This is a genomic window from Pseudomonas sp. NDM (genome assembly GCF_003105095.1).
In the GTDB taxonomy this organism is placed as follows: Bacteria; Pseudomonadota; Gammaproteobacteria; order Pseudomonadales; family Pseudomonadaceae; genus Aquipseudomonas; species Aquipseudomonas moraviensis_A.
Genome location: NZ_QETJ01000010.1, coordinates 1 through 21,218, shown reverse-complemented (window position 1 = coordinate 21,218; position 21,218 = coordinate 1). Strand labels below are relative to the sequence as shown.

The 21,218-nt window shown below is 61.0% G+C and carries 17 protein-coding genes; 8 read left to right on the top strand and 9 right to left on the bottom strand.

All coding sequences use genetic code 11. The features are described from left to right. Positions 1-111: 111 nt before the first annotated feature. Entirely contained in the window at positions 112-1,542 is a 1,431-nt protein-coding gene (gene sbcB, locus DCO47_RS04500; RefSeq protein WP_116657560.1) for an exodeoxyribonuclease I, read from the top strand. A gap of 97 nt (positions 1,543-1,639) precedes the next feature. On the opposite strand, the gene mvaT is transcribed toward sbcB, so the two are convergent. Further along, positions 1,640-2,017 carry a histone-like nucleoid-structuring protein MvaT gene (gene mvaT, locus DCO47_RS04495; RefSeq protein WP_016773476.1) on the bottom strand — a complete coding sequence of 126 codons (378 nt, stop codon included), beginning with the start codon at positions 2,015-2,017 and terminating at the stop codon, positions 1,640-1,642. Positions 2,018-2,353: 336 nt separating this feature from the next. Here mvaT and purU point away from each other — a divergent pair, with 336 nt between their 5' ends. Beyond that, entirely contained in the window at positions 2,354-3,202 is an 849-nt protein-coding gene (gene purU, locus DCO47_RS04490; RefSeq protein ID WP_016773477.1) for a formyltetrahydrofolate deformylase, read from the top strand. Between the two features lie 240 nt (positions 3,203-3,442). Here the strand turns inward: purU and DCO47_RS04485 are convergent, their stop codons facing one another. From DCO47_RS04485 to DCO47_RS04465, 4 genes are all read right to left on the bottom strand, one after another. Next, positions 3,443-4,441 (bottom strand): lysylphosphatidylglycerol synthase transmembrane domain-containing protein, encoded by a 999-nt coding sequence (locus tag DCO47_RS04485; protein WP_116657559.1) that lies wholly within the window; start codon positions 4,439-4,441, stop codon positions 3,443-3,445. Then, entirely contained in the window at positions 4,438-5,196 is a 759-nt protein-coding gene (locus DCO47_RS04480) for a DUF2334 domain-containing protein (RefSeq protein WP_371919858.1), read from the bottom strand. The genes DCO47_RS04485 and DCO47_RS04480 overlap by 4 nt, the downstream gene beginning before the upstream one ends. Before the next feature lie 4 nt (positions 5,197-5,200). Further along, a complete protein-coding gene (locus DCO47_RS04475; protein ID WP_173867404.1) occupies positions 5,201-6,292 on the bottom strand; it encodes a glycosyltransferase family 1 protein in 1,092 nt (363 codons plus the stop codon). A 288-nt stretch (positions 6,293-6,580) separates the two neighbouring features. Next, entirely contained in the window at positions 6,581-8,470 is a 1,890-nt protein-coding gene (locus tag DCO47_RS04465) for a methyl-accepting chemotaxis protein (protein ID WP_083353447.1), read from the bottom strand. Positions 8,471-8,656: 186 nt separating this feature from the next. Here DCO47_RS04465 and DCO47_RS04460 point away from each other — a divergent pair, with 186 nt between their 5' ends. Further along, entirely contained in the window at positions 8,657-10,141 is a 1,485-nt protein-coding gene (locus DCO47_RS04460; protein WP_116657584.1) for a helicase HerA-like domain-containing protein, read from the top strand. Between the two features lie 90 nt (positions 10,142-10,231). Here the strand turns inward: DCO47_RS04460 and DCO47_RS04455 are convergent, their stop codons facing one another. Further along, positions 10,232-10,687, bottom strand: a complete 456-nt coding sequence (locus DCO47_RS04455; protein WP_042607304.1) for a DUF721 domain-containing protein — start codon at positions 10,685-10,687, stop codon at positions 10,232-10,234. A 307-nt stretch (positions 10,688-10,994) separates the two neighbouring features. Here DCO47_RS04455 and secA point away from each other — a divergent pair, with 307 nt between their 5' ends. From secA to DCO47_RS04435, 4 genes are all read left to right on the top strand, one after another. Beyond that, positions 10,995-13,736, top strand: a complete 2,742-nt coding sequence (gene secA, locus DCO47_RS04450) for a preprotein translocase subunit SecA (protein WP_042607303.1) — start codon at positions 10,995-10,997, stop codon at positions 13,734-13,736. Between the two features lie 122 nt (positions 13,737-13,858). After that, the gene (argJ, locus tag DCO47_RS04445) at positions 13,859-15,076 is read left to right on the top strand and encodes a bifunctional glutamate N-acetyltransferase/amino-acid acetyltransferase ArgJ (protein ID WP_065616720.1); all 1,218 of its coding nucleotides are present in this window, start codon (positions 13,859-13,861) and stop codon (positions 15,074-15,076) included. A gap of 159 nt (positions 15,077-15,235) precedes the next feature. After that, positions 15,236-15,868 carry a glutathione S-transferase family protein gene (locus DCO47_RS04440; protein ID WP_083353445.1) on the top strand — a complete coding sequence of 211 codons (633 nt, stop codon included), beginning with the start codon at positions 15,236-15,238 and terminating at the stop codon, positions 15,866-15,868. Beyond that, on the top strand, positions 15,865-16,812 hold the full coding sequence (locus DCO47_RS04435) for a Nudix family hydrolase (protein ID WP_116657556.1): 948 nt from the start codon (positions 15,865-15,867) through the stop codon (positions 16,810-16,812). The genes DCO47_RS04440 and DCO47_RS04435 overlap by 4 nt, the downstream gene beginning before the upstream one ends. Positions 16,813-16,923: 111 nt before the next feature. Here DCO47_RS04435 and DCO47_RS04430 read toward each other — a convergent pair whose 3' ends face one another. The 3 genes from DCO47_RS04430 to DCO47_RS04420 are packed head-to-tail and all read right to left on the bottom strand — an operon-like array spanning position 16,924 to position 20,511. After that, positions 16,924-17,508: a cob(I)yrinic acid a,c-diamide adenosyltransferase gene (locus DCO47_RS04430; protein ID WP_065616722.1), complete on the bottom strand. Its 585-nt coding sequence runs from the start codon at positions 17,506-17,508 to the stop codon at positions 16,924-16,926. 3 nt (positions 17,509-17,511) lie between these two features. Next, positions 17,512-19,548 carry a HAMP domain-containing sensor histidine kinase gene (locus DCO47_RS04425; protein ID WP_042607298.1) on the bottom strand — a complete coding sequence of 679 codons (2,037 nt, stop codon included), beginning with the start codon at positions 19,546-19,548 and terminating at the stop codon, positions 17,512-17,514. A gap of 45 nt (positions 19,549-19,593) precedes the next feature. After that, positions 19,594-20,511 carry a putative 2-dehydropantoate 2-reductase gene (locus DCO47_RS04420; RefSeq protein WP_116657555.1) on the bottom strand — a complete coding sequence of 306 codons (918 nt, stop codon included), beginning with the start codon at positions 20,509-20,511 and terminating at the stop codon, positions 19,594-19,596. 140 nt (positions 20,512-20,651) lie between these two features. On the opposite strand from DCO47_RS04420, the gene DCO47_RS04415 reads away from it, so the two are divergent. After that, positions 20,652-21,137, top strand: coding sequence for a YajQ family cyclic di-GMP-binding protein (locus DCO47_RS04415; protein ID WP_042607296.1), 486 nt, complete (start codon positions 20,652-20,654; stop codon positions 21,135-21,137). Positions 21,138-21,218 lie beyond the last annotated feature (81 nt).

The window sequence follows — 21,218 nt, the reverse complement described above, 5'->3', positions numbered from 1 at the left end:
ATGCAATTCAGCTGTAGGAATCTGGAGAAATTGCTGTTCAAGGGCTCCGAGGCTGGCCGTGGTAACCCTGGAGCGCCTAGACTTCGCCGATCTTCTGTTCAGGATTCGCCCGTGACTTCAATCTTCTGGTACGACTACGAAACCACTGGCATCAATCCGCGCAACGACCGTCCGCTGCAGGTGGCCGGGATTCGCACCGACCATGCGCTCAACGAAATCGACGAGCCGGTGAATCTGTATTGCCAGCCCAGCGAAGACATCCTGCCGCATCCGGCGGCGTGCGCAATCACCGGAATCACGCCCGCTCAGCTTGCCGAGAAGGGTTTGAGCGAAGCCGATTTCATGACCCGTGTGCATGCGCAACTGGCCGCACCGGGTACCTGTGGCGCCGGCTACAACACCTTGCGTTTCGACGACGAGATGACTCGCTACAGCCTGTATCGCAATTTCTTCGACCCCTATGCCCGGGAATGGCAGGGCGGCAACAGTCGCTGGGATCTGATCGACGTGGTGCGCGCCGCTTACGCATTGCGTCCTGACGGTCTGGTCTGGCCGACGGATGACCAGGGCCGCGTGACCCTCAAGCTCGAACGCCTCACGGCGGCCAATAATATCGATCACGGCCATGCCCACGAGGCGCTGTCGGACGTGCGCGCCACCATCGCACTGGCGCGGCTGATTCGCGAGAAACAACCCAGACTCTACGACTGGCTGTTCCAGTTGCGCAGCAAACAGAAAGTCATGGATCAGATCCGCCTGTTGCAGCCAATGGTGCATGTGTCCGGACGTTTCTCGGCGGTGCGCAGTTATGTCGGCGTGGTCCTGCCGCTGGCCTGGCACCCGAAGAACCGTAACGCCTTGATCGTCTGTGACTTGCATCTCGATCCGCAGGGGCTGCTGGACCTGGACGCGCAGGCCCTGCGCCAGCGTCTTTATACCCGCCGCGATGAGTTGGCCGAAGGTGAGTTGCCGGTGCCGCTCAAGCTGATTCACATCAATCGTTGTCCGGTTGTAGCGCCGCTGGCGGTATTGCGTGCAGAAGATCAGCAACGCCTTGGGCTGGATATGGCGCTTTATCAGGAGCGGGCACTGCGACTAACTGACGCACAACAAGTCTGGAAAGATAAAATCGCGGCGATTTATGCCAGCGAAGATTTCACCCCCAACGAAGATCCCGAGCAGCAGTTGTACGACGGATTTATCGGCGATCGTGACCGCCGCCTATGTGAGCAAGTTCGAATGGCGGATCCTGCGCAACTAGCGCAAGAGCCGTGGCCTTTCGATGATGAACGTTTGCCCGAATTACTTTTTCGATATCGAGCACGCAACTTTCCGCAGACCCTGGATGTTGCCGAGCAGGAACGCTGGAGATTATTTTGTCAGCAGCGTCTGACGCAACCCGAGGCAGGCGCGCCGAATACCGTGCAGTCATTTATCGAGAGTGCCGAGCAATGGTCGCTTAGTGCGACGCCAATGCAGCGAGAGGTGCTCAATGACTGGCAGAACTATGTCCAGGCATTACGCAAACGTTTGAATCTGTGAAATCGAACATGCCCGGTAATAATTCACCGGCATAAAAAAACGCCAGCGCAAGCTGGCGTTTTTTTGTTCGCGGATCGCTCGGCGAAGGTGTCGCGGCTTAGCCCAGCAGGGTAGCCCAGCCTTCAACCACGTCGCCGCCCCACTTGGCTTTCCACTCTTTCAGAGTCTTGTGGTTGCCACCTTTGGTTTCGATGACTTCACCGTTGTGCGGGTTTTTGTATTGTTTAACTTTGCGTGCACGCTTGGTGCCGGTAGTTTTCACTGCGCCGCCACGTGGAGCCTTGGATTTGGCTTCCGGGTCCAGCAGCGCGATGATGTCACGCAGCGATTTGGAGTATTCACCCATCAGCGTGCGCAATTTGCCTTCGAATTCCAGTTCGGCTTGCAGTTTGTCGTCTTCGGACAGGTTTTTCAGACGGGCTTGCAGCTCTTTGATGGCTTCTTCGGTGGCGCGATATTCGTTGATCAAGGACATGAGTACTACCTTTTGTAGAATGCTGAATGACAGGGGACAGTGCCGCAATAATAGTCAGGCTGTTTCATCAAGTAAACATTTAGATGGGCTTTTTATTTAAATGAGTTACAGGAATTAGCCGTCAATTGAATGTTCCGTTAAATAATGTGATGCAGTCAGCACAGATATTTACAGTTGTCTGACAAACGCCTCGCTAAAGCGTCACGGTCTTGACGAAGACCTGCGTCAGAAAGCCGTTTCGCCGGGCTTCGTTTCGCCCGGCACGCATGCGTACTGCAGTTTTCCTGCACAGTCGCTAGAATGGCGGCCTTTGTGAAGTTCTGGAGTTTCCCCCTCATGCGCACTTTTCGGCTGGTGATATCTTGCCCGGACCGCGTTGGCATCGTTGCCAAAGTCAGTAATTTTCTGGCCTCTCATAACGGCTGGATCACCGAAGCGAGCCACCACTCTGACAATCAAGTGGGCTGGTTCTTCATGCGTCACGAAATTCGTGCCGATTCGCTGCCGTTCGGTATCGAAGAATTGCGCGAGAAGTTCGCGCCGATCGCCGAAGAGTTCTCGATGGACTGGCGCATCACCGACACCGAGCAGAAAAAACGCGTGGTGCTGATGGCCAGCCGCGAATCCCACTGCCTCGCCGACCTGCTGCACCGTTGGCACAGCGATGAGCTGGACTGCGAAATTTCCTGCGTGATTTCCAACCACGACGACCTGCGCAGCATGGTCGAGTGGCACGGCATTCCTTACTACCACGTACCGGTCAATCCGCAGGACAAGCAGCCAGCGTTCGACGAAGTGTCGCGCCTGGTCAAACAGCACGACGCCGAAGTGGTGGTGCTGGCGCGCTACATGCAGATCCTGCCGCCGGACATGTGCCGCGAATATGCGCACAAGGTCATCAACATTCACCACAGCTTCCTGCCTTCGTTTGTCGGCGCCAAGCCGTACCACCAGGCGTCCCTGCGCGGCGTCAAGCTGATCGGCGCGACCTGCCACTACGTGACCGAAGAGCTGGACGCCGGCCCGATCATCGAGCAGGACGTGGTGCGTGTCAGCCACAGCGACAGCATCGAAGACATGGTGCGTTTCGGCCGTGACGTCGAGAAGATGGTGCTGGCCCGCGGCCTGCGTTATCACCTCGAAGACCGTGTGCTGGTGCACGGCAACAAGACGGTCGTGTTCTGATAGCACACGACCTGCTTGAAAAACCAAGGGCCTGGGCGTTGAATCGCTCAGGCCCTTGTCATTTGAGCCCGAGGAAAAGCCATGAGCGATCCACTGGACAAAGCCACCTCCAAAGCACCTGCCACCCTCGGTGAAGGTGCCTCAGTCGCTACGACCCCGACGACATGAGCCCCGAGGACGGCACCGAATTCCCCGGCGCCGCCGAGTTATGGGAGCAGTTGCAGCAAGAGCACGACGAACCTAAGAAGCCTGCCTGACGTTCATCAGCTTCTTCAGCAACGGCTTGCCCAGCATCAATACGAACACCGGGCCGCCGACCAGCAGATAGAAGTAATACGTCACTACGCGCCAGATCAGGATCGCCGCCGCTGCGGTGGATTTGCCCACCATCGGCGCGAGCAGCGCGGCCGAGGTCAATTCCGCTGCCCCTGCGCCGCCGGGTAACAGACTGAACTGGCCGGCGCCCAGCGAGAGCATCTGCACCAGAAAACTCCATGCCCACTGCAAGTCGGCACCGAGCCCGCGTAGCGCCAGATACAAGACGCTGTAGCGCAGCAGCCAGTGCACGCAGGTCAGGGCAAACACTTGAACCAGCGTCTGCCAAGGAAGTTTCAAGGTATCGGTAAACGCCGCGAGAAAGTGCAGCAACTTGCGCGCCCAGCGGCGGCGAGTGCGCGCCGTGACGTTCATCCCCACCAACAGCCGGCCGCTCAGGCGAATCAACGCCCGGTGATAGCGCGCAATCAATACGCAACTGCACAAGCCGCCGAACAGCGACACGGCGCTGACCGTCAGCAGCCACTCGAGGCGATCACTCAGGTGCTGGAACAGCGCGTAGATCAGAATTCCGCTCAGCGCGCAGAGGAAGAAAAGCAGATCGCTGAGCTGGTCCATGGCAAACACCGCGCTGCCCCGCGCCGGACGCACGCCGCACCGGGCCAGCAAGGCCATGATGGTCAGCGGCCCGCCGCTGCCCCCGGGCGTAGCGCAGTAGGCGAACTCGGCCGCCATCACCACGCCAAGACTTTTCAACGGCGCGACCTTTTCGCGCTGATCGCCCAGCAACAACCGCAGGCGCAGGGTGTTGATGCCCCAGCACAGCAGGATCATGCCGAACATGATCAACAGCCAGTTCAGCGGAAAACTGCGCAGGCGTGCCCAGGTTTCGCCGCCGCCAAGCAGCACCGGTATCAGCACCGCGGCGAGCAGGCCGATCAGCAACAACAGGCTGCGCTTCATGCTGCGCGTTCCAGTTGACCGTGCTGTCGGACGAGCCAGTCGATCTTGGTCAGCGGCACGCGTCCGTCTGCCAGCAGGCGTTCCAGTGTGCGTAACCAATAATCTCGAGAGAAACGATGGCGCATGTCGACCGGATGCAGGCCGAGGCGAATCACCGGCGCGTCGCGCCAGCGCTGTTGACGTTGGTCGCTGACGATTTTCGACAAGCCGCGCCGCCAGGCGCTGCGTGCGCTCCAGACCAATCCGGGTGCATCAATGGCGGTGAAATCGGGCAAGCGATAAAGATGTTGCGGATCGCTGGTGTAGCTGAGCGGTAATTCGCGCAAGGCGTGGCGGGTGCCGTCGCTCATCAGCCAGGCCGGGGCGACGAAACCGTGCACCGGCCAGTCGTAGCGCTGAAACATCTCCAGACCTGCGTGCAGGCGGTCAAGGGCTGTTTCGCGGGACAGCCGATAGAACTCGCCTTCATGGGTGTAGACCCGACGCATGAACCAGTCGCGCGGGGTGTTCGGCATGGGTTCCTGATCGTCGTGGTAGTAACCGTGCAGCGCCAGTTCATCGCCTCGGGCAACCCTGGCATCGAGCACTTGCCGAAACGCCGGGTTGGCATCAAGGGCATCGTGGCGATGGAAATCCGGGACCACCAGCCACGTCATCGGTACATTGCCCAACGCATCGACGGCCTCGACAAAGGGCTGGTAATCCGCCCAGGTCGAGGGCGCCACATCATGCAACACCAGACAAACCGTTTTCATTTGCTCAGCCATTGGCCACCCGTGGCAGCGTATGGCCAAGCACCGCGTGGTAGTGGCTGAGCAGGCTGTCGACCACGGTATCCCAAGCGTAGTGCCGCTCGACATGTTGGCGTGCCTGGCGGCCGAGTCGATCACAGCCACGACTGAACAGTTCGCGCACAGCATTGGCCATGGCTTGCGGATTGTTCGGCGCGCAGAGCAGGCCGCAGGAATCGTTGACGATTTCTTCAAACGCTCCGGCGGCGACGGCCACCACGGGAATGCCGCAAGCCATGGCTTCAAGGATGACCAGCCCGAAGGTTTCCTGATCACCGGCATGCAGCAGCGCATCGGCGCTGGCCATCAGCCGCGCGACTTTTGGCGCCGGGCAGAACTCGTCGATGACGCTGACGTTGTCCGGCACCGCAGCGGGCATCGACGAGCCGACCAGCAGCAGGTGATAGCGCGGGCCGAGGCGTTGCATGCACTTGAGCAGCACCGGCAGGTTTTTCTCTTTGGAACCGCGCCCGGCGAAGATCAGCAGGCGGGTGTCTTCGGCAATGCCCAGTTCGGCACGCAGGCCGGGGTCGCGGGCGTCAGGATGGAAGGTGTGCAGATCCACGCCGAGCGGCTGCACATGAACATTGCGCACGCCAAGCCCGGTGAGCTTGTCGGCCATGACCTGGCTCGGCGCAAGCACCCGGTCGAAATTGCCATAGAGACGGGTGACGTAGGCCTCGACATTCGGCGTGACCCAATGGCCCATGCGATTGCCCGCCAGCAGCGGCAGATCCGAGTGATAAAAGCCGATCACCGGCACATCCAGCTGCCGCCGGGCATCCAGCGCCGCCCACGCGGTGAGGTAGGGATCGCCGACTTCGATCAGGTCCGGCTGCAAATCCTGCAAGACATTGCGCCACGGCGCCAGGCGCAGCGGGAAGCGATAGCCTTTGCCGAAGGGCAGGGCGGGCGCTGGAACCGTGTAAATGCCGTCATGTTCACCCAGTCGTGCGCCGGGGATCAGCAGGCTGTGACGAATGGCGTTGCGGTCGCCGAGGCGACGGTGTTTGGCATCCAGGTAAGTACGCACGCCTCCGCTGGCCGGGGCGTAGAACATGGTGATGTCGGCGATATGCACGGTGAGCAACCCTCCGCTGTGTTGTTCTCCCTTGGTTGACCGTTATCCAGAATAGATGTTCGGTCGGGATTGCGCGCCCCTCACCCTAGCCCTCTCCCAGAGGGAGAGGGAATTGATCGGGGTGTTTGGGATTGTTGCGATGTCCTGCGATATCCAGTCGAACACAGGCATTGAAAAGCTTGAAGGTCTGCTCCCTTTCCCCCTCGCCCCCTTGGGGGCGGTCCGACGTTTCGGGAGGGCTGGGGTGAGGGGGTTAGGCTTTTGATCTTAAATGCGGAAGCTGCCCACCAGTTGCTTGAGACGCGAAGCCTGCTGCTCCAGATCCGAGCACGCGCGCAAGGTCGCCTGCAGGTTTTCCACGCCTTCCTGGTTCAATGTATTGATCTCGGTAATGTCGACGTTGATCGACTCGACCACCGCAGTCTGCTCTTCAGTCGCGGTCGCCACCGACTGGTTCATCCCGTCGATCTCACCAATGCGCAAGGTCACGCTGTTCAGGCGTTCGCCGGCGAGATTGGCGATCTCCACGCTGTCCTGGCTGTGGCGCTGACTGTCGCTCATGGTGCTCACCGATTCCCGGGCGCCGACCTGCAGCTCCTCGATCATGGTCTGCACCTGTTGCGCCGATTCCTGAGTGCGGTGCGCGAGGTTGCGCACTTCGTCGGCCACCACCGCAAAGCCGCGACCTGCCTCACCCGCACGTGCCGCCTCGATGGCAGCGTTGAGCGCGAGCAGGTTGGTTTGCTGGGAAATGCTGGTGATCACTTCGAGAATCTGACCGATGTTGACGGTCTTGCTGTTCAGCGACTCGATGTTGGTGCTCGACGCGCTGAGCATGCTCGACAATTGATTCATCGCCTTGATGCTGCGCTCGACCACTTGCTGGCCATCCTCGGCCAGACCCCGTGCGTCACTGGCCTGATTCGAAGCTTGCGCGGCATTGCGGGCAATTTCCTGCGCGGCGGCGCCGAGCTGATTGATCGCGGCAGCGACGCTGCTGGTGCGCGAAGCTTGCTGGTCGGAGTTGTACATCGACGAGTTCGACGCAGCAACGACGCGCAGGGCGACCTCATTGACCTGGCCGGTGGCCGAGGACACTTCGCGGATCGAGCCGTGAATACGCTCGACGAAACGGTTGAACGCGGTGCCGAGGATGCCGAATTCATCGTTATTGACGATGTTCAGACGTTTGGTCAGGTCACCTTCACCGTCGGCGATGTCTTCCATGGCGCGGGTCATCACGTGCAGCGGCTGGATCAGCAGACGGATAAGCATGCCGAGCAGGGCAATGATGATCGCCACGGCAATAATGGTCGCGATCACCGCCGAGGTGCGGAATTGGCTGAGCATCGCGTAGGCCTGATCCTTGTCGATCGACAAACCGATGTACCAGTTCACCGACGGCAGGCCTTTGATCGGAGCGAAAGTGACAATGCGGGTTTTGCCATCCACCGTCACTTCACTGAAGTCGCTGCTGATGCGCGGGGTGTCCTGCGGGTAGGCTTCCTTGAGCGATTTCATCACCAGAGCCTTGTCCGGGTGGACGAGGATCTTGCCGTCGGCGCTGACCAGGAACACATAGCCCATCCCGTCGAAATCCCGCGCGGCGAGGGTATCGACCAGCGATTGCAGGCTGAGATCGCCGCCGACCACGCCGACGCTCTGCCCGGCCTTTTTCGACGCGGTGGCGATGGAGATGATCAACTGGCCGGTGGCGGCATCGATGTAGGGTTCGGTCAGGGTCGACGTGCTGCTGCTTTCGGCACCTTTATACCAAGGGCGTACGCGCGGATCGAAACCGTCCGGCATCTTCACGTCCGGGCGGATGGTGAAGTGCCCGGTGGCATCGCCCAGGTAGGTGGCCATGAACGTCGAGGTCAGGCTTTTCTGCTCCAGCAGGCTGGCGACCGTGGCAGGTTCCGGGTTGATGGCGATGTTCTGCGCGGCGTTCTCGATCAGCAAGATGCGCCCGCTGAGCCAGGTCTGGATATTGCCGGCGGTGACCTCGCCCATTTCATTGAGGTAGTTATTGAGATCATCGCGGATCGCATTGCGCTGCAGCCAATCGTTGTACAGCGTGAACGAGGCGAAAGCGGCAATGACGATGAGGGCGGCGGCAAGCAAAATCTTATGGCTGAAGCGCAGGTTTTTGTTCATGGCTTGGGGTTCCGCTAAGGTCTTAATGTCCTGGGCGTGCTTTGATAGAGGCGCGCACTATGGGCAAGGTTGAAAAACTGAAATTTCCGGCTCTCCTTAGGGAAATGTCCGACCCGAATTTCTGACGGGTCTGTCCAATTTATGTATCGGCCATGTGTCATCAAAGATTAACCATTGGGTGAGAAAATGCCTGACTCCTTGCAACTCGTTATCGGCGCTGATCCGGCCGCGCAACCCATTGCTCAGGCCATGCGCCTGGCCAACCGCCACGGACTGATCGCCGGCGCCACCGGCACCGGTAAAACCGTGACGTTGCAGCGTCTGGCCGAAGCGTTCAGCGATGCTGGCGTGGCGGTGTTCGCCGCCGACATCAAGGGCGACCTGTGCGGCCTCGGCGCCGCTGGCAACCCGCAGGGCAAAGTGGCCGAGCGCATTGCCGGCATGCCGTGGCTCGGTCACACGCCTCAGGCTTATCCCGTCACGCTGTGGGACATCCACGGTGAATCCGGTCATCCGCTGCGCACCACCCTGAGCGAAATGGGCCCGTTGCTGATCGGCAGCCTGCTCGAGCTGACCGACAGTCAGCAGTCGGCGCTTTACGCGGCCTTCAAAGTGGCGGATCGCGAAGGGCTGTTGCTGCTGGATCTCAAGGATCTGAAAGCGCTGCTCAATCACCTCAAGGACAACCCGCAGTTGCTCGGCGAAGACGCGGCGCTGATGACCACCGGTTCCAGCCAGGCACTGTTACGCCGCTTGGCGACGCTGGAACAGCAGGGCGCCGAAGCGCTGTTCGGCGAGCCGGCGCTGCAACTCGAGGACATTCTGCAACCGGGGGCGGATGGCCGTGGCCGCATCCATCTGCTCGACGCCAGCCGGCTGGTGCACGAGGCGCCGAAGGTTTACGCAACGTTCCTGCTGTGGCTGCTGGCCGAGTTGTTCGAGCAACTGCCCGAACGCGGCGACGCCGAAAAGCCGCTGCTGGCGCTGTTTTTCGACGAGGCGCATTTGCTCTTCGGCGACACGCCCAAGGCTTTGCAGGAGCGTCTGGAGCAAGTGGTGCGTTTGATCCGATCCAAAGGTGTGGGGGTTTACTTTGTCACCCAATCGCCGGCGGATCTGCCGGACGATGTACTGGCGCAGTTGGGCTTGCGCATTCAGCATGGTCTGCGTGCGTTCACCGCAAAAGAACAGAAATCCCTGCGCGCCGTGGCGGATGGCTTTCGGCCGAATCCGGCGTTCGACAGCCTGTCGGTGCTGACCGAACTGGGGATTGGCGAGGCGCTGGTGGGCACGTTGACCGACAGGGGCACGCCGGAAATGGTCCAGCGCGTGCTGGTGGCGCCGCCGCAATCGCGGATCGGGCCGTTGACCGAAACCGAACGCACCATGCTGATCGCCGGCTCGCCGTTCAGGGGCCGCTATGACAAGCCGATCGATCGTGAGTCGGCCTATGAAATCCTGATGGGTCGCAAAGGGCTGGCGCCTGAGGCCGAAACGCCGGCAGGTAAACAGGCCGAAGGGCCAAGCCTCGCTGATCGCGCGGGGGAATTCCTCGGCACGGCGGCAGGGCAGGCGCTGAAATCGGCGATGCGCCAGGCGGCCAATAACCTCGGCAAGCAGTTGGTGCGCGGGTTGATGGGGTCGCTGCTCGGCGGCAGCAAGCGCCGCTAAAAGCAAAGATCGCAGCCTTCGGCAGCTCCTACAGTTGAAATGCATTCATTCTGTAGGAGCTGCCGAAGGCTGCGATCTTTTGATTTTGCTTCAGGCTTTACCCTTGGCATGCGCCGCCAACCGCTCCAGCGCCGCGCGCAATCCCGGATCGCTGATCCCGTCGGCCGTCGACTGAATCGTCTCCGCCGCGCTGCTCGACAAATCCATCGTGTGCCCAGTCGCCCGATGCTGGACGATCGGCGGGCGCACACTGAATTTGATCCGCGTCAGGCTGGCGAACTCTTCGAACAATTGCAGCTGCCGTTGCAGGCGTTTTTGCTGGTAGCGCAGGCGCGTGGCCCAGTGACCGTCAGTGACCACCAGCGACAGTTCGCCTTCGCGCCACTTGGCCACCCGGCAATGCTCGCGGGCGGCCGGTTGCAGCTGGCTTTCGAGCAGGCGCTGCAAATGCTCGAGGCGCTGGGCATGGCCGAGGATGGCTTTGAGCGGCCTGGCTTCGCGTAACAGGACGGCGGGTGCTCTGGCCGTAAGAGGGCGAAACGCCATGATCGAACACCTGAAGTAACAGAGGCGCCATGTTAGCAGAAAGCTGTGGAACCACTGGCCCATTGCTTTTGTCCCTGCTTTGCTCATTAAATCAACGCCTGACTTCTTTCCCCGACGGGTTGAAGTTGAGCAAAACGCCCCTATTTTAAGTGAGCCCCGTCAAAGCGCAGTGCCAGCATCGTGGAACATCGCCACTTTCCTCACCACCGTTTCCGGGTAGAATGCTCGTTCGCATGCGGCCATGAGGGCTGCACGGGCGACTCACGGGGCCGCCCTCCATCCCTTTAGTGTGGAAGATCCTGCCGATATGTTTGCGCCTTTGTTAAAGAAACTTTTTGGAAGCAAGAACGAGCGTGAAGTCAAACGCATGCTCAAGACGGTGCAGCTCGTCAATGCCTTCGAAGAGCAAATGGTGGCCCTTTCGGACGATCAATTGCGTGCCAAGACCGCCGAGTTCAAGGCCCGTATCGCCAAAGGGGAAACCCTCGACAAGCTGTTGCCGGAAGCCTTTGCCGTAGCCCGCGAGGCCGGCAAACGCGTGATGGGCATGCGCCACTTCGACGTGCAACTCGTCGGCGGCATGACCTTGCACGAAGGCAAGATCGCCGAAATGCGCACCGGTGAGGGCAAGACCCTCGTGGCCACTTTGGGTGTTTACCTCAACGCATTGTCCGGCAAGGGCGTGCACGTTGTGACCGTGAACGACTACCTGGCCCGCCGTGACGCCAACTGGATGCGCCCGCTGTATGAATTCCTCGGCCTGACCGTCGGCGTCGTGACGCCGTTCCAGCCGCCGGAAGAGAAGCGTGCCGCCTACGCCGCCGACATCACCTACGGCACCAACAACGAATTCGGTTTCGACTACCTGCGCGACAACATGGCGTTCAGCATGGATGAAAAATTCCAGCGCGAACTCAACTTTGCCGTGATTGACGAAGTCGACTCCATCCTCATCGACGAAGCGCGTACCCCGCTGATCATTTCCGGTCAGGCCGAGGACAGCTCCAAGCTGTACATGGAGATCAACAAACTGATCCCGCAGCTGGAACTGCACGTCGAGGAAGTCGAAGGCCAGGTCACCAAGGCCGGACACTACACCGTTGACGAAAAGACCCGTCAGGTCGAGCTCAACGAAGCCGGTCACCAGTTCATCGAAGACATGCTCACCCGCGTCGGCCTGCTGGCCGAAGGCGAGAGCCTGTACTCGGCGCACAACCTCGGTCTGCTGACCCACGTCTATGCCGGTCTGCGTGCGCACAAACTGTTCAACCGCAATATCGAATACATCGTGCAGGACGGCCAGGTCGTACTGGTCGACGAGCACACCGGCCGGACCATGCCGGGTCGTCGTCTGTCCGAAGGCCTGCACCAGGCGATCGAAGCGAAGGAAGGCCTGAACATTCAGGCCGAGAGCCAGACCCTGGCCTCGACGACTTTCCAGAACTACTTCCGTCTGTACACCAAGCTGTCCGGCATGACCGGTACCGCCGACACCGAAGCGTTCGAATTCCACCAGATCTATGGTCTGGAAGTCATGGTCATCCCGCCGAACAAACCGTTGGCGCGTAAAGACTACAACGACCTGGTGTTCCTCACCGCCGAAGAGAAATACGCGGCAATCGTGGCGGACATCAAGGAAAGCATGGCGGCCGGTCGTCCAGTGCTGGTGGGTACCGCGACCATCGAGACTTCCGAGCACATGTCCGCATTGCTCGTCAAAGAAGGCATCGAACATAAGGTTCTCAACGCCAAGTTCCACGAGAAAGAAGCCGAAATCATCGCTCAGGCCGGTCGTCCGGGTGCGCTGACCATCGCCACCAACATGGCTGGTCGTGGTACCGACATCCTGTTGGGCGGCAACTGGGAAGTGGAAGTCGCTTCGCTGGAAAACCCGACCCCTGAGCAGATCGCCCAGATCAAGGCCGACTGGCAGAAGCGTCACCAACAAGTGCTGGAATCCGGCGGCTTGCAGGTAATCGCTTCCGAGCGTCACGAATCACGCCGTATCGACAACCAGCTGCGTGGCCGTGCCGGCCGTCAGGGCGATGCCGGTTCGAGCCGCTTCTACCTGTCGCTGGAAGACAGCCTGATGCGCATCTTCGCCTCTGACCGGGTGAAGAACTTCATGAAAGCCCTGGGCATGCAGCCGGGCGAAGCGATCGAGCACCGCATGGTGACCAACGCGATCGAGAAGGCGCAGCGCAAGGTTGAAGGCCGCAACTTCGACATCCGCAAGCAATTGCTCGAGTTCGACGACGTCAACAACGAACAGCGTAAAGTGATCTATCACATGCGTAACACGTTGTTGGCCGCTGACAACATCGGTGAAACCATCGCCGACTTCCGTCAGGACGTGCTCAACGCTACCGTCAGCGCGCACATTCCGCCGCAATCGCTGCCAGAGCAGTGGGACGTGGCCGGTCTGGAAGCGTCCATCGAAAGCGATTTCGGCGTGAAGCTGCCGATCCAGCAATGGCTCGACGAAGACGATCACCTGTACGAAGAAACCCTGCGCGAGAAGCTCATGACCGAGCTGATGGCGGCGTACAACGAGAAAGAAGACCAGGCCGGTGCCGAGGCGCTGCGCTCGTTCGAGAAGCAGATCGTCCTGCGCGTACTCGACGACCTGTGGAAAGACCACCTGTCGACCATGGATCACCTGCGTCACGGCATTCACTTGCGTGGTTATGCGCAGAAGAACCCGAAGCAGGAATACAAGCGCGAGTCGTTCACCCTGTTCTCCGAGCTGCTCGATTCGATCAAGCGCGACTCGATCCGCGTGCTCTCGCACGTTCAGGTCCGCCGCGAAGATCCGGAAGCCGAAGAGCAGCGCCTGCGTCAGGAAGCCGAAGCACTGGCGGCGCGCATGCAGTTCGAACACGCCGAAGCCCCTGGGCTGGATCAGCCGGAAGCGTTGGGTGAAGAGGTCGATGTGGCGCTGGCCACCGCCGCTGCTCCGGTTCGCAACGAGCAGAAGCTGGGTCGCAACGAACTGTGCTTCTGCGGTTCGGGCAAGAAATACAAGCATTGCCACGGGCAGATCCAGTAAAACCCGTTTCAATCGCTGAACACCCCGCGCCGCGACCGGCTCCTGCCGTCGCGGCGTTTTGCCATTTATCCCACCGTCCTTTCCCGTGGCGGTGCTGACATCATTGAGTAAGGAGCGCATTCATGGCTGTTGGTCTTGGTCCTTTGCCAACGTTGCACCCGGTTGCCGGTTTTGAACTCGGTATCGCCTCGGCCGGCATCAAGCGCCCGGGGCGCAAGGATGTGGTGGTGATGCGCTGCGCTGAAGGTTCGACCGTGGCTGGCGTGTTCACCCTGAACGCGTTCTGCGCCGCGCCGGTGATCCTGGCGAAAAAACGCGTGAACAACGCTGTGCGTTACTTGCTGACCAACACCGGCAACGCCAACGCCGGCACCGGCGAACCAGGCCTGGCCGCCGCCGAGCGCACCACTGCCAGACTGGCTGAGCTGACCGGCGTCGACGCCAGCCAGATCCTGCCGTACTCCACGGGTGTGATCGGCGAGCCGCTGCCGGTCGAGAAAATCGAAGGCGCACTGCAAGCCGCGCTGGACGACCTGTCGGAAAACAACTGGGAAGCTGCTGCCACCGGCATCATGACCACCGATACTTTGCCGAAGGGCGCCAGCCGCCAGTTCGAGCATGACGGCGTGACCATCACCGTCACCGGCATCAGCAAAGGCGCAGGGATGATTCGTCCGAACATGGCGACCATGCTCGGTTACATTGCCACCGATGCCAAAGTCTCCCGCGACGTGCTGCACAACCTGATGCTCGACGGTGCCAACAAGTCGTTCAACCGCATCACCATCGACGGCGACACCTCGACCAACGACTGCTGCATGCTGATCGCCACTGGCAAAGCCGCGCTGCCGGAAATCACCCGCGCAGAAGGCGAGCTGTTCGCCAAGCTCAAACAAGCCGTGTTCGAAGTGTGCATGGACGTGGCGCAGGCCATCGTGCGTGACGGCGAAGGTGCGACCAAGTTTGTCACTGTTGAAGTGAATGGCGGCGGCAACCACCAGGAATGCCTGGACGTCGGCTATACCGTGGCGCACTCGCCGCTGATCAAGACCGCGCTGTTCGCCTCCGACCCGAACTGGGGGCGCATCCTCGCCGCCGTGGGCCGCGCCGGTGTGCCGGACCTGGACGTGAGCAAGATCGACGTATTCCTCGGCGACGTGTGCATCGCCAGCCGTGGCGCCCGTGCGGCCACCTACACTGAAGCTCAGGGCTCGGCAGTGATGCAGCAGGAAGAAATCACCATCCGCATTGAACTGGGTCGCGGCGATTGCAGCGAAACCATCTGGACCACCGACCTGTCGCATGAATACGTGAAGATCAACGCTGAATACCGCACCTGATCCAGCCTGGGACCGAGTCGCCTGCATCGCCAGCAGGCTGGCTCCCACAGAGATATGTGTCGTTTCACACATCCACTGTAGGAGTGAGCCTGCTCGCGATAGCGCCAGTCCGGACACTACAAAATTAGAGTTTTCCCTCTGACGAAAAGGCGCCACACCATGTCCCTGCACCTGATCATCGGCGACAAACTGCTTTCCTCCTGGTCCCTGCGTGCGGCACTGGCGCTGGAGCTGACCGGCGCACCCTACAGCGAAGAGCTGATCAAACTCGGCAAGCCCGACACCCGCGAACGCCTGCTCAAGCATTCGCCGACCGGCAAGGTGCCGCTGCTGCAGACCACCCGCGGCACCATCGCCGATTCGCTGGCCATCGCTGAATACCTCGCGGAGCAGTTTCCGTCCGAGCAGCTCTGGCCGAGCGATACTTTTGCCCGCGCCCAGGCCCGCTCGGCCTGCGCACAAATGCACAGCGGTTTCTTCGCCATGCGCAACCACATGCCGTTCAACCTCAGCCAGGACGCGCCGCTGAACCCGGTGCCGCCAGAAGTGAAGGTCGATATCGAACGCATGCTCGCGCTCTGGGCCGAATGCCGTGCGGCGGCAACGGAAGAGGGGCCATACCTGTTCGGGCGGGTCAGCCTCGCCGATGCCTTTTTCGCGCCGATCGCCGTGCGCCTGCGCACTTATCAGGTGAAGCTGCCTGCGATCGACGAAGCTTATGTTGAAACCGTCTACCAATGGCCCGCCTTCAAGGCGTGGCAAAAGGCTGGACTGGAGGAATTGAACCCGTGAAACGCGTCCACGTCGCCGCTGCCGTCATTCGTGACGGCGCCGGCAAAATCCTTATCGCCCGCCGCGCCGACACTCAGCATCAGGGCGGCTTGTGGGAATTTCCCGGTGGCAAGGTCGAGGCTGACGAATCAGTCGAATCGGCACTGGCTCGCGAGCTGCACGAAGAGCTGGGCATCGTCGTTGATGCTGCCCGTCCGTTGATCAAGGTTCGCCACGACTACCCGGACAAACAGGTGTTGCTGGATGTCTGGGAAGTTTCGGCATTCAGCGACGAACCCCACGGTGCTGAAGGCCAGCCACTGGCCTGGGTCAGCGCCAGAGAGCTGGTCAACTATGAATTCCCGGCGGCTAACCAGCCAATCGTCGCGGCGGCGCGTTTGCCTGCCGAATACCTGATCACCCCGGAAGATCTCGAAGGCCCGGCGTTGTTGCGCGGCATCCAGAAGGCGATTGCTGGCGGCATCAAATTGATCCAGCTGCGCGCACCGAATGGCTACGACCCGAAATACCGCGATCTGGCGGTGGACGCGGTTGGCCTGTGCGCGGGCAAGGCGCAGTTGATGATCAAGGGGCCGTTCGAGTGGCTCGGCGATTTCCCGTCGGCGGGCTGGCACATCACCGCCGCCCAGCTGCGGAAATACGCGGCGGCAGGGCGTCCGTTGCCGGCGGAGCGCTGGCTCGCGGCGTCGTGCCATAACGCTGAGGAATTGGCGCTGGCGGAGCAGATGGGCGTCGACTTCGTCACCCTGTCGCCGGTGCAGCCGACGCTGACGCACCCGGATGCACAGCCGTTGGGCTGGGAGCAGGCTGCGGCGTTGATTGACGGTTTTAGCAAACCGGTGTTCCTGCTCGGTGGGGTAGGGCCGGCGGAGCGTGAGAAGGCTTGGGATGTCGGGGCGCAGGGTGTGGCGGGGATTCGGGCGTTCTGGCCTGATCCTGTATAGCGGCTACTGACCCTATCGCGAGCAGGCTCACTCCTACAATGACCGCGTTTCAACTGAAGAAATATGGTCACTGTAGGAGCGAGCCTGCTCGCGAAGGCGCCCTGACAGGCGCTACTTCTTCTCAGGTTTTGCCGCCGGCTGCCACAAAATCTCCGCCACTCCCTGCCGCCGCGCAATCAACCGCGCGGCCACAAACAGCAAATCCGACAGCCGATTGATATACGCCAGGCCAACCCCGGCCAACGGTTCGATCGCGTTCAAATGCTGACACCGGCGCTCGGCGCTGCGGGCCAGACTGCGGCAGACATGCGCTTGCGCAATCAACATCGAGCCGCCGGGCAGGATGAAGTTTTCCAGCGGCCCCAGCTCTTCATTCCAGACATCGATCGCCGCTTCCAGCCGCTGGATTTCAGCCTCGTTCAGCGCCTGATACGCCGGCATCGCCAGTTCGCCGCCAAGGTCAAACAAGCGGTGCTGACACGGCGCCAACACCTCAATGATCTCGTTGAGCCCCGGATGCACTTCACGCTCGGCGAGCAGGCCCGCCAGCAACACGCCGACCTGACTGTTCAGCGTATCGACCTCGCCAATCGCCTCGATGCGCGGGTGATCCTTGGGGACGCGACGGCCGTCACCGAGGCCGGTCTCGCCTTTGTCGCCGGTGCGGGTGTAGATCTTCGACAAGCGAAAGCCCATGGGTTACCTCGGTAGTGAATTGGTTTCGGCGGTCAACGGCGCCGGTTGTACCAGCGGCAGACGCAGGGTGAAGCAAGTGCCCTGACCGGGCGCCGACTGCACTTCCATCTGGCCTTTGTGGTTGTTGGTGATGATGAAGTACGACACCGACAAGCCAAGGCCGGTGCCCTGGCCGATTTCCTTGGTGGTAAAGAACGGCTCGAAGGTACGCTTGCGCACGTTCTCGCTCATGCCGATGCCGTTGTCCTCGACCTGAATCTCGGCCCACGGCGGATTGAGTCTGGTGCGCAAAATGATCCGTCCCGGTTCGCTGTCGTCTTCGCGCTGATGAATCGCCTGGGCGGCGTTTTTCAGCAGATTGAGCAGCACCTGTTCGAGCTCGTTGGCGGTGCCCGGCACCGGCCCCAATGCCGGATCGAACTGGCGGATGATCGCTTGACCCTTGAAGTCGAAACCAATCGCCAGATCGAAGTCGTTGCCGGCGATTTCCACCGCCTGATCGATCAGCGCCGGCAGATCGCACGGCGCCATCTGCCGGGTGCTGCGACGGCTGAAGCTGAGCATGTGCGTGACGATCTTCGCCGCGCGGGCGCCCGCCTGTTGAATGCCATCGAGCAATTGCGGGACTTCGCGGCCCTGCAGGTACCGGTTGACGGCATCCAGTTCGATGCCCAGTTGTTCGGCGGTCTCGATGTTCTTCGGCAGATCCGCCGACAACCGCCGACGGATGTTCTGCACGTTGTGCAGGATCGCGCCAAGCGGGTTGTTGATTTCATGGGCCATGCCAGCCGCAAGGCCACCGACCGAGAGCATCTTCTCCGACTGCACCATCATTTCTTCCAGCGACAGGCGCTGGGTGATGTCGTCGATACGGATCACCACGCCACGCCCGGCACCGCCCATCAGCGGATAAAACGTCAGCGCGTAATGTTTCGGTTCATCGTCCTTGAACCAGGTCACCCGATCGACTTTCGCCACGGTGTGCTGCTCGACGGTAGCCTTGAGCTGCGGCAGAAACGGCTTGAGCGGTTCGAAGGCGAGGAAGATCGGCTGGTTCAGTGCCTCGTCCAGGCGCGTGCCGGAGAGCGCGCTGGCCTCCTGGTTCCACTGGGTGACGTAAAGCTGCTCGTCGAGGGCGATCAGCGCTGAAGGCATCGAGTCGATAATGCTGTTGAGGTAATTCTGGAAGCCGGTGAGTTTCTTCTCGATCTTGCTGCGCACCTGGACTTCCAGCTCCAGTTTGCGATTGGTGTGGCGGGTTTCCTCGGCCAGCCCCTGCGCCTGATCGTAGGCGGCTTGCGAGTCATCACGGGCGCGTTTGAGCTGCTGCTCGCGGGCTTCGATGCGCGAGAGCATGGTGTTGAACGCCTCGGCCAGGCTGCCGATTTCGTCGTGATTGCCCCGTGCAGCGCGCAGCGCGTAGTTCTCTTCGCGGGTGACCTGGCGGGACAGCTCCTCGAGCTGATGAATGGGGCGGGTGATCAGACGTTTGATCTGCCGGGCAATCACCAGCCACAACAAGACGCTGAAGATCAGGATGCCGAGGCTGGCGGTCAGGGTGCCGGTGTAGAACGCCATCGGCAATTCGCTGCTGGCGACCAGCAACAGATGCCCCGGCGCGGCACCGGGGCGGGGCAGGGTGATCAGTTGATTGCTGCGAAATTCGGTGAGTTGCCAGGCTTCGACATGGCGATAGCGCTCGGGCAGGCTGAGCTTTTCACCGCGCTGCACCTGCGCCAGACGTTCACCCTTGCCGTCGTACAGGGCAGCGGCGCGCAACGGTGAATAACTGTCGAGTTCCTTGAGCAGGCGCTCGGCGCTGCGCGGCGACTCCAGCGCGTCGCTGACCAGACTCGGATTGGCGATCAGCCGGCCGATGGTCTGCAGGGCCTGTGGCGCCATGCTTTCCTGGGAAATGTAGTAGGCGGCGCTGATAAAGGTCAGGTTGGCGACCAGCAGAACCGTGGTCAACAACACCAGCAGGGCGGCCAGCAGTTTCTGGCCAACCGGCAGGTTTTCGAGGCGCTGGCGCAATGGCATCGGGTTTATCGCAGCAGGGGAACAAGCCGTCAGCCTAGCGGCTGCTCAGTCGCTGGGCAATCCACGGTTGCGCAGATGAGCGACCAGACGTTGCTGCAACTGGTGCAGGTGCGGCAGGTTCAACTGATGGCGCTCAGCGACTTTGCACGCGTGGCCCAATAGATAGCTGATTTCGGTGCGGCGCTGGTTGGCGACGTCCTGATACATCGAAGAGTAATTGGCGGCGGTGGCGTGGATCACCCGCTCGACCTCCGCTTGCAGATTGTCTGCCGCTGTCGGCTGACCACAGCGTTCGAGCAGTTCAGTCAGTTCGGCGCAGAGCGTAGCGACCTCGCAGTGATGCGCTGTCAGGCCGCCGTTACGGCAGTCGTGGAGCACGGTCAGCGGGTTGATCGCGCAGTTCAGCGCCAGTTTGCGCCACAGCCGAGTGAGGATGTCGGCGCTCCATTCATGGGGAATATTTGCCGCTTGCAGATCGTCGAGCCAGACCGGTGCCAGCGGATTGCCGATATCGCCCAGCCAGTTGAAACCGTGGCCGGCGAACACCACCCGCCAATCGCCATCGCGAAACGCGCCCTCGGTGCTGGACGCGCTGATGCAGCGCGCTTGCGGCAGGCGCGCGGCCACGGCGTCCTGACTGCCCAGACCGTTTTGCAGGAGGATCAATTCGGCATCCGGAGCGAGGCGTGAAGCGAGGCGGGCGACGGCCTCTTCGGCGTCATAGGCCTTGCACGCGACCAGCAGACGGCGAATCGGCTCGGGGCTGTCCGGGGTTTCGCCGGGAACTGCATAGGTATGAGCTTGTCCGTTTTCTACCAGGGTTAATCCGCCACCAGCTGCATAGCTGCGCAAGCGTGACGGGTCGCGCAGGATCAGTCGCACGGCCAATCCGGCGCGGGCCAGCCGTGTCGCCCAGAGTGTGCCGAGACTGCCGGCGCCCAAGACATGCCAGATGGTCGACATCAGTTTTTTGCTCGATTGCTTGCAGGCATGTGCGGCTCGCCGTATCGGTAGGAAAAGACCCGTTATAATGAGCCCGATTTTAACCGCAAGCCAAGCGCGCTCCATCCACATCGAGCGCGCCTTTTTATTGGAGAGATTACATGCCGTCGTTCGACGTGGTATCCGAACTGGACAAACACGAACTTACCAACGCGGTCGAGAACGCCGTGAAGGAACTCGATCGTCGTTATGACCTGAAAGGCAAAGGCAGCTTCGAGTTCAAGGAAAAAGACCTGACCGTCAGCCTCACCGCCGAAGCCGCTTTCCAGCTCGAAGCGATGATCGAAATCCTCAAGCTGGCGCTGACCAAGCGCAAGATCGACGTGCAGTGCCTCGAGGTCAAGGAGGCTTACGCTTCCGGCAAACTGATGAAGCAGGACGCCATCCTCAAGGAAGGCATCGACAAAGAACTTGCGAAGAAAATCGTCGGCCACATCAAGGAGGCCAAACTGAAAGTGCAGGCCGCCATTCAGGGCGAGCAGGTGCGTGTCACCGGCAAGAAGCGCGACGACCTCCAGGAAGCCATCGCGGCACTGCGTGCGAAGGAATTCGGCATGCCGCTGCAGTTCAACAACTTCCGCGACTAAGCCTGGTCTGAATGCTGTGTGGGAGCGAGCCTGCTCGCGAATGCGGTGTTTCATTCAGCGATGAGTTGACTGACACACCGC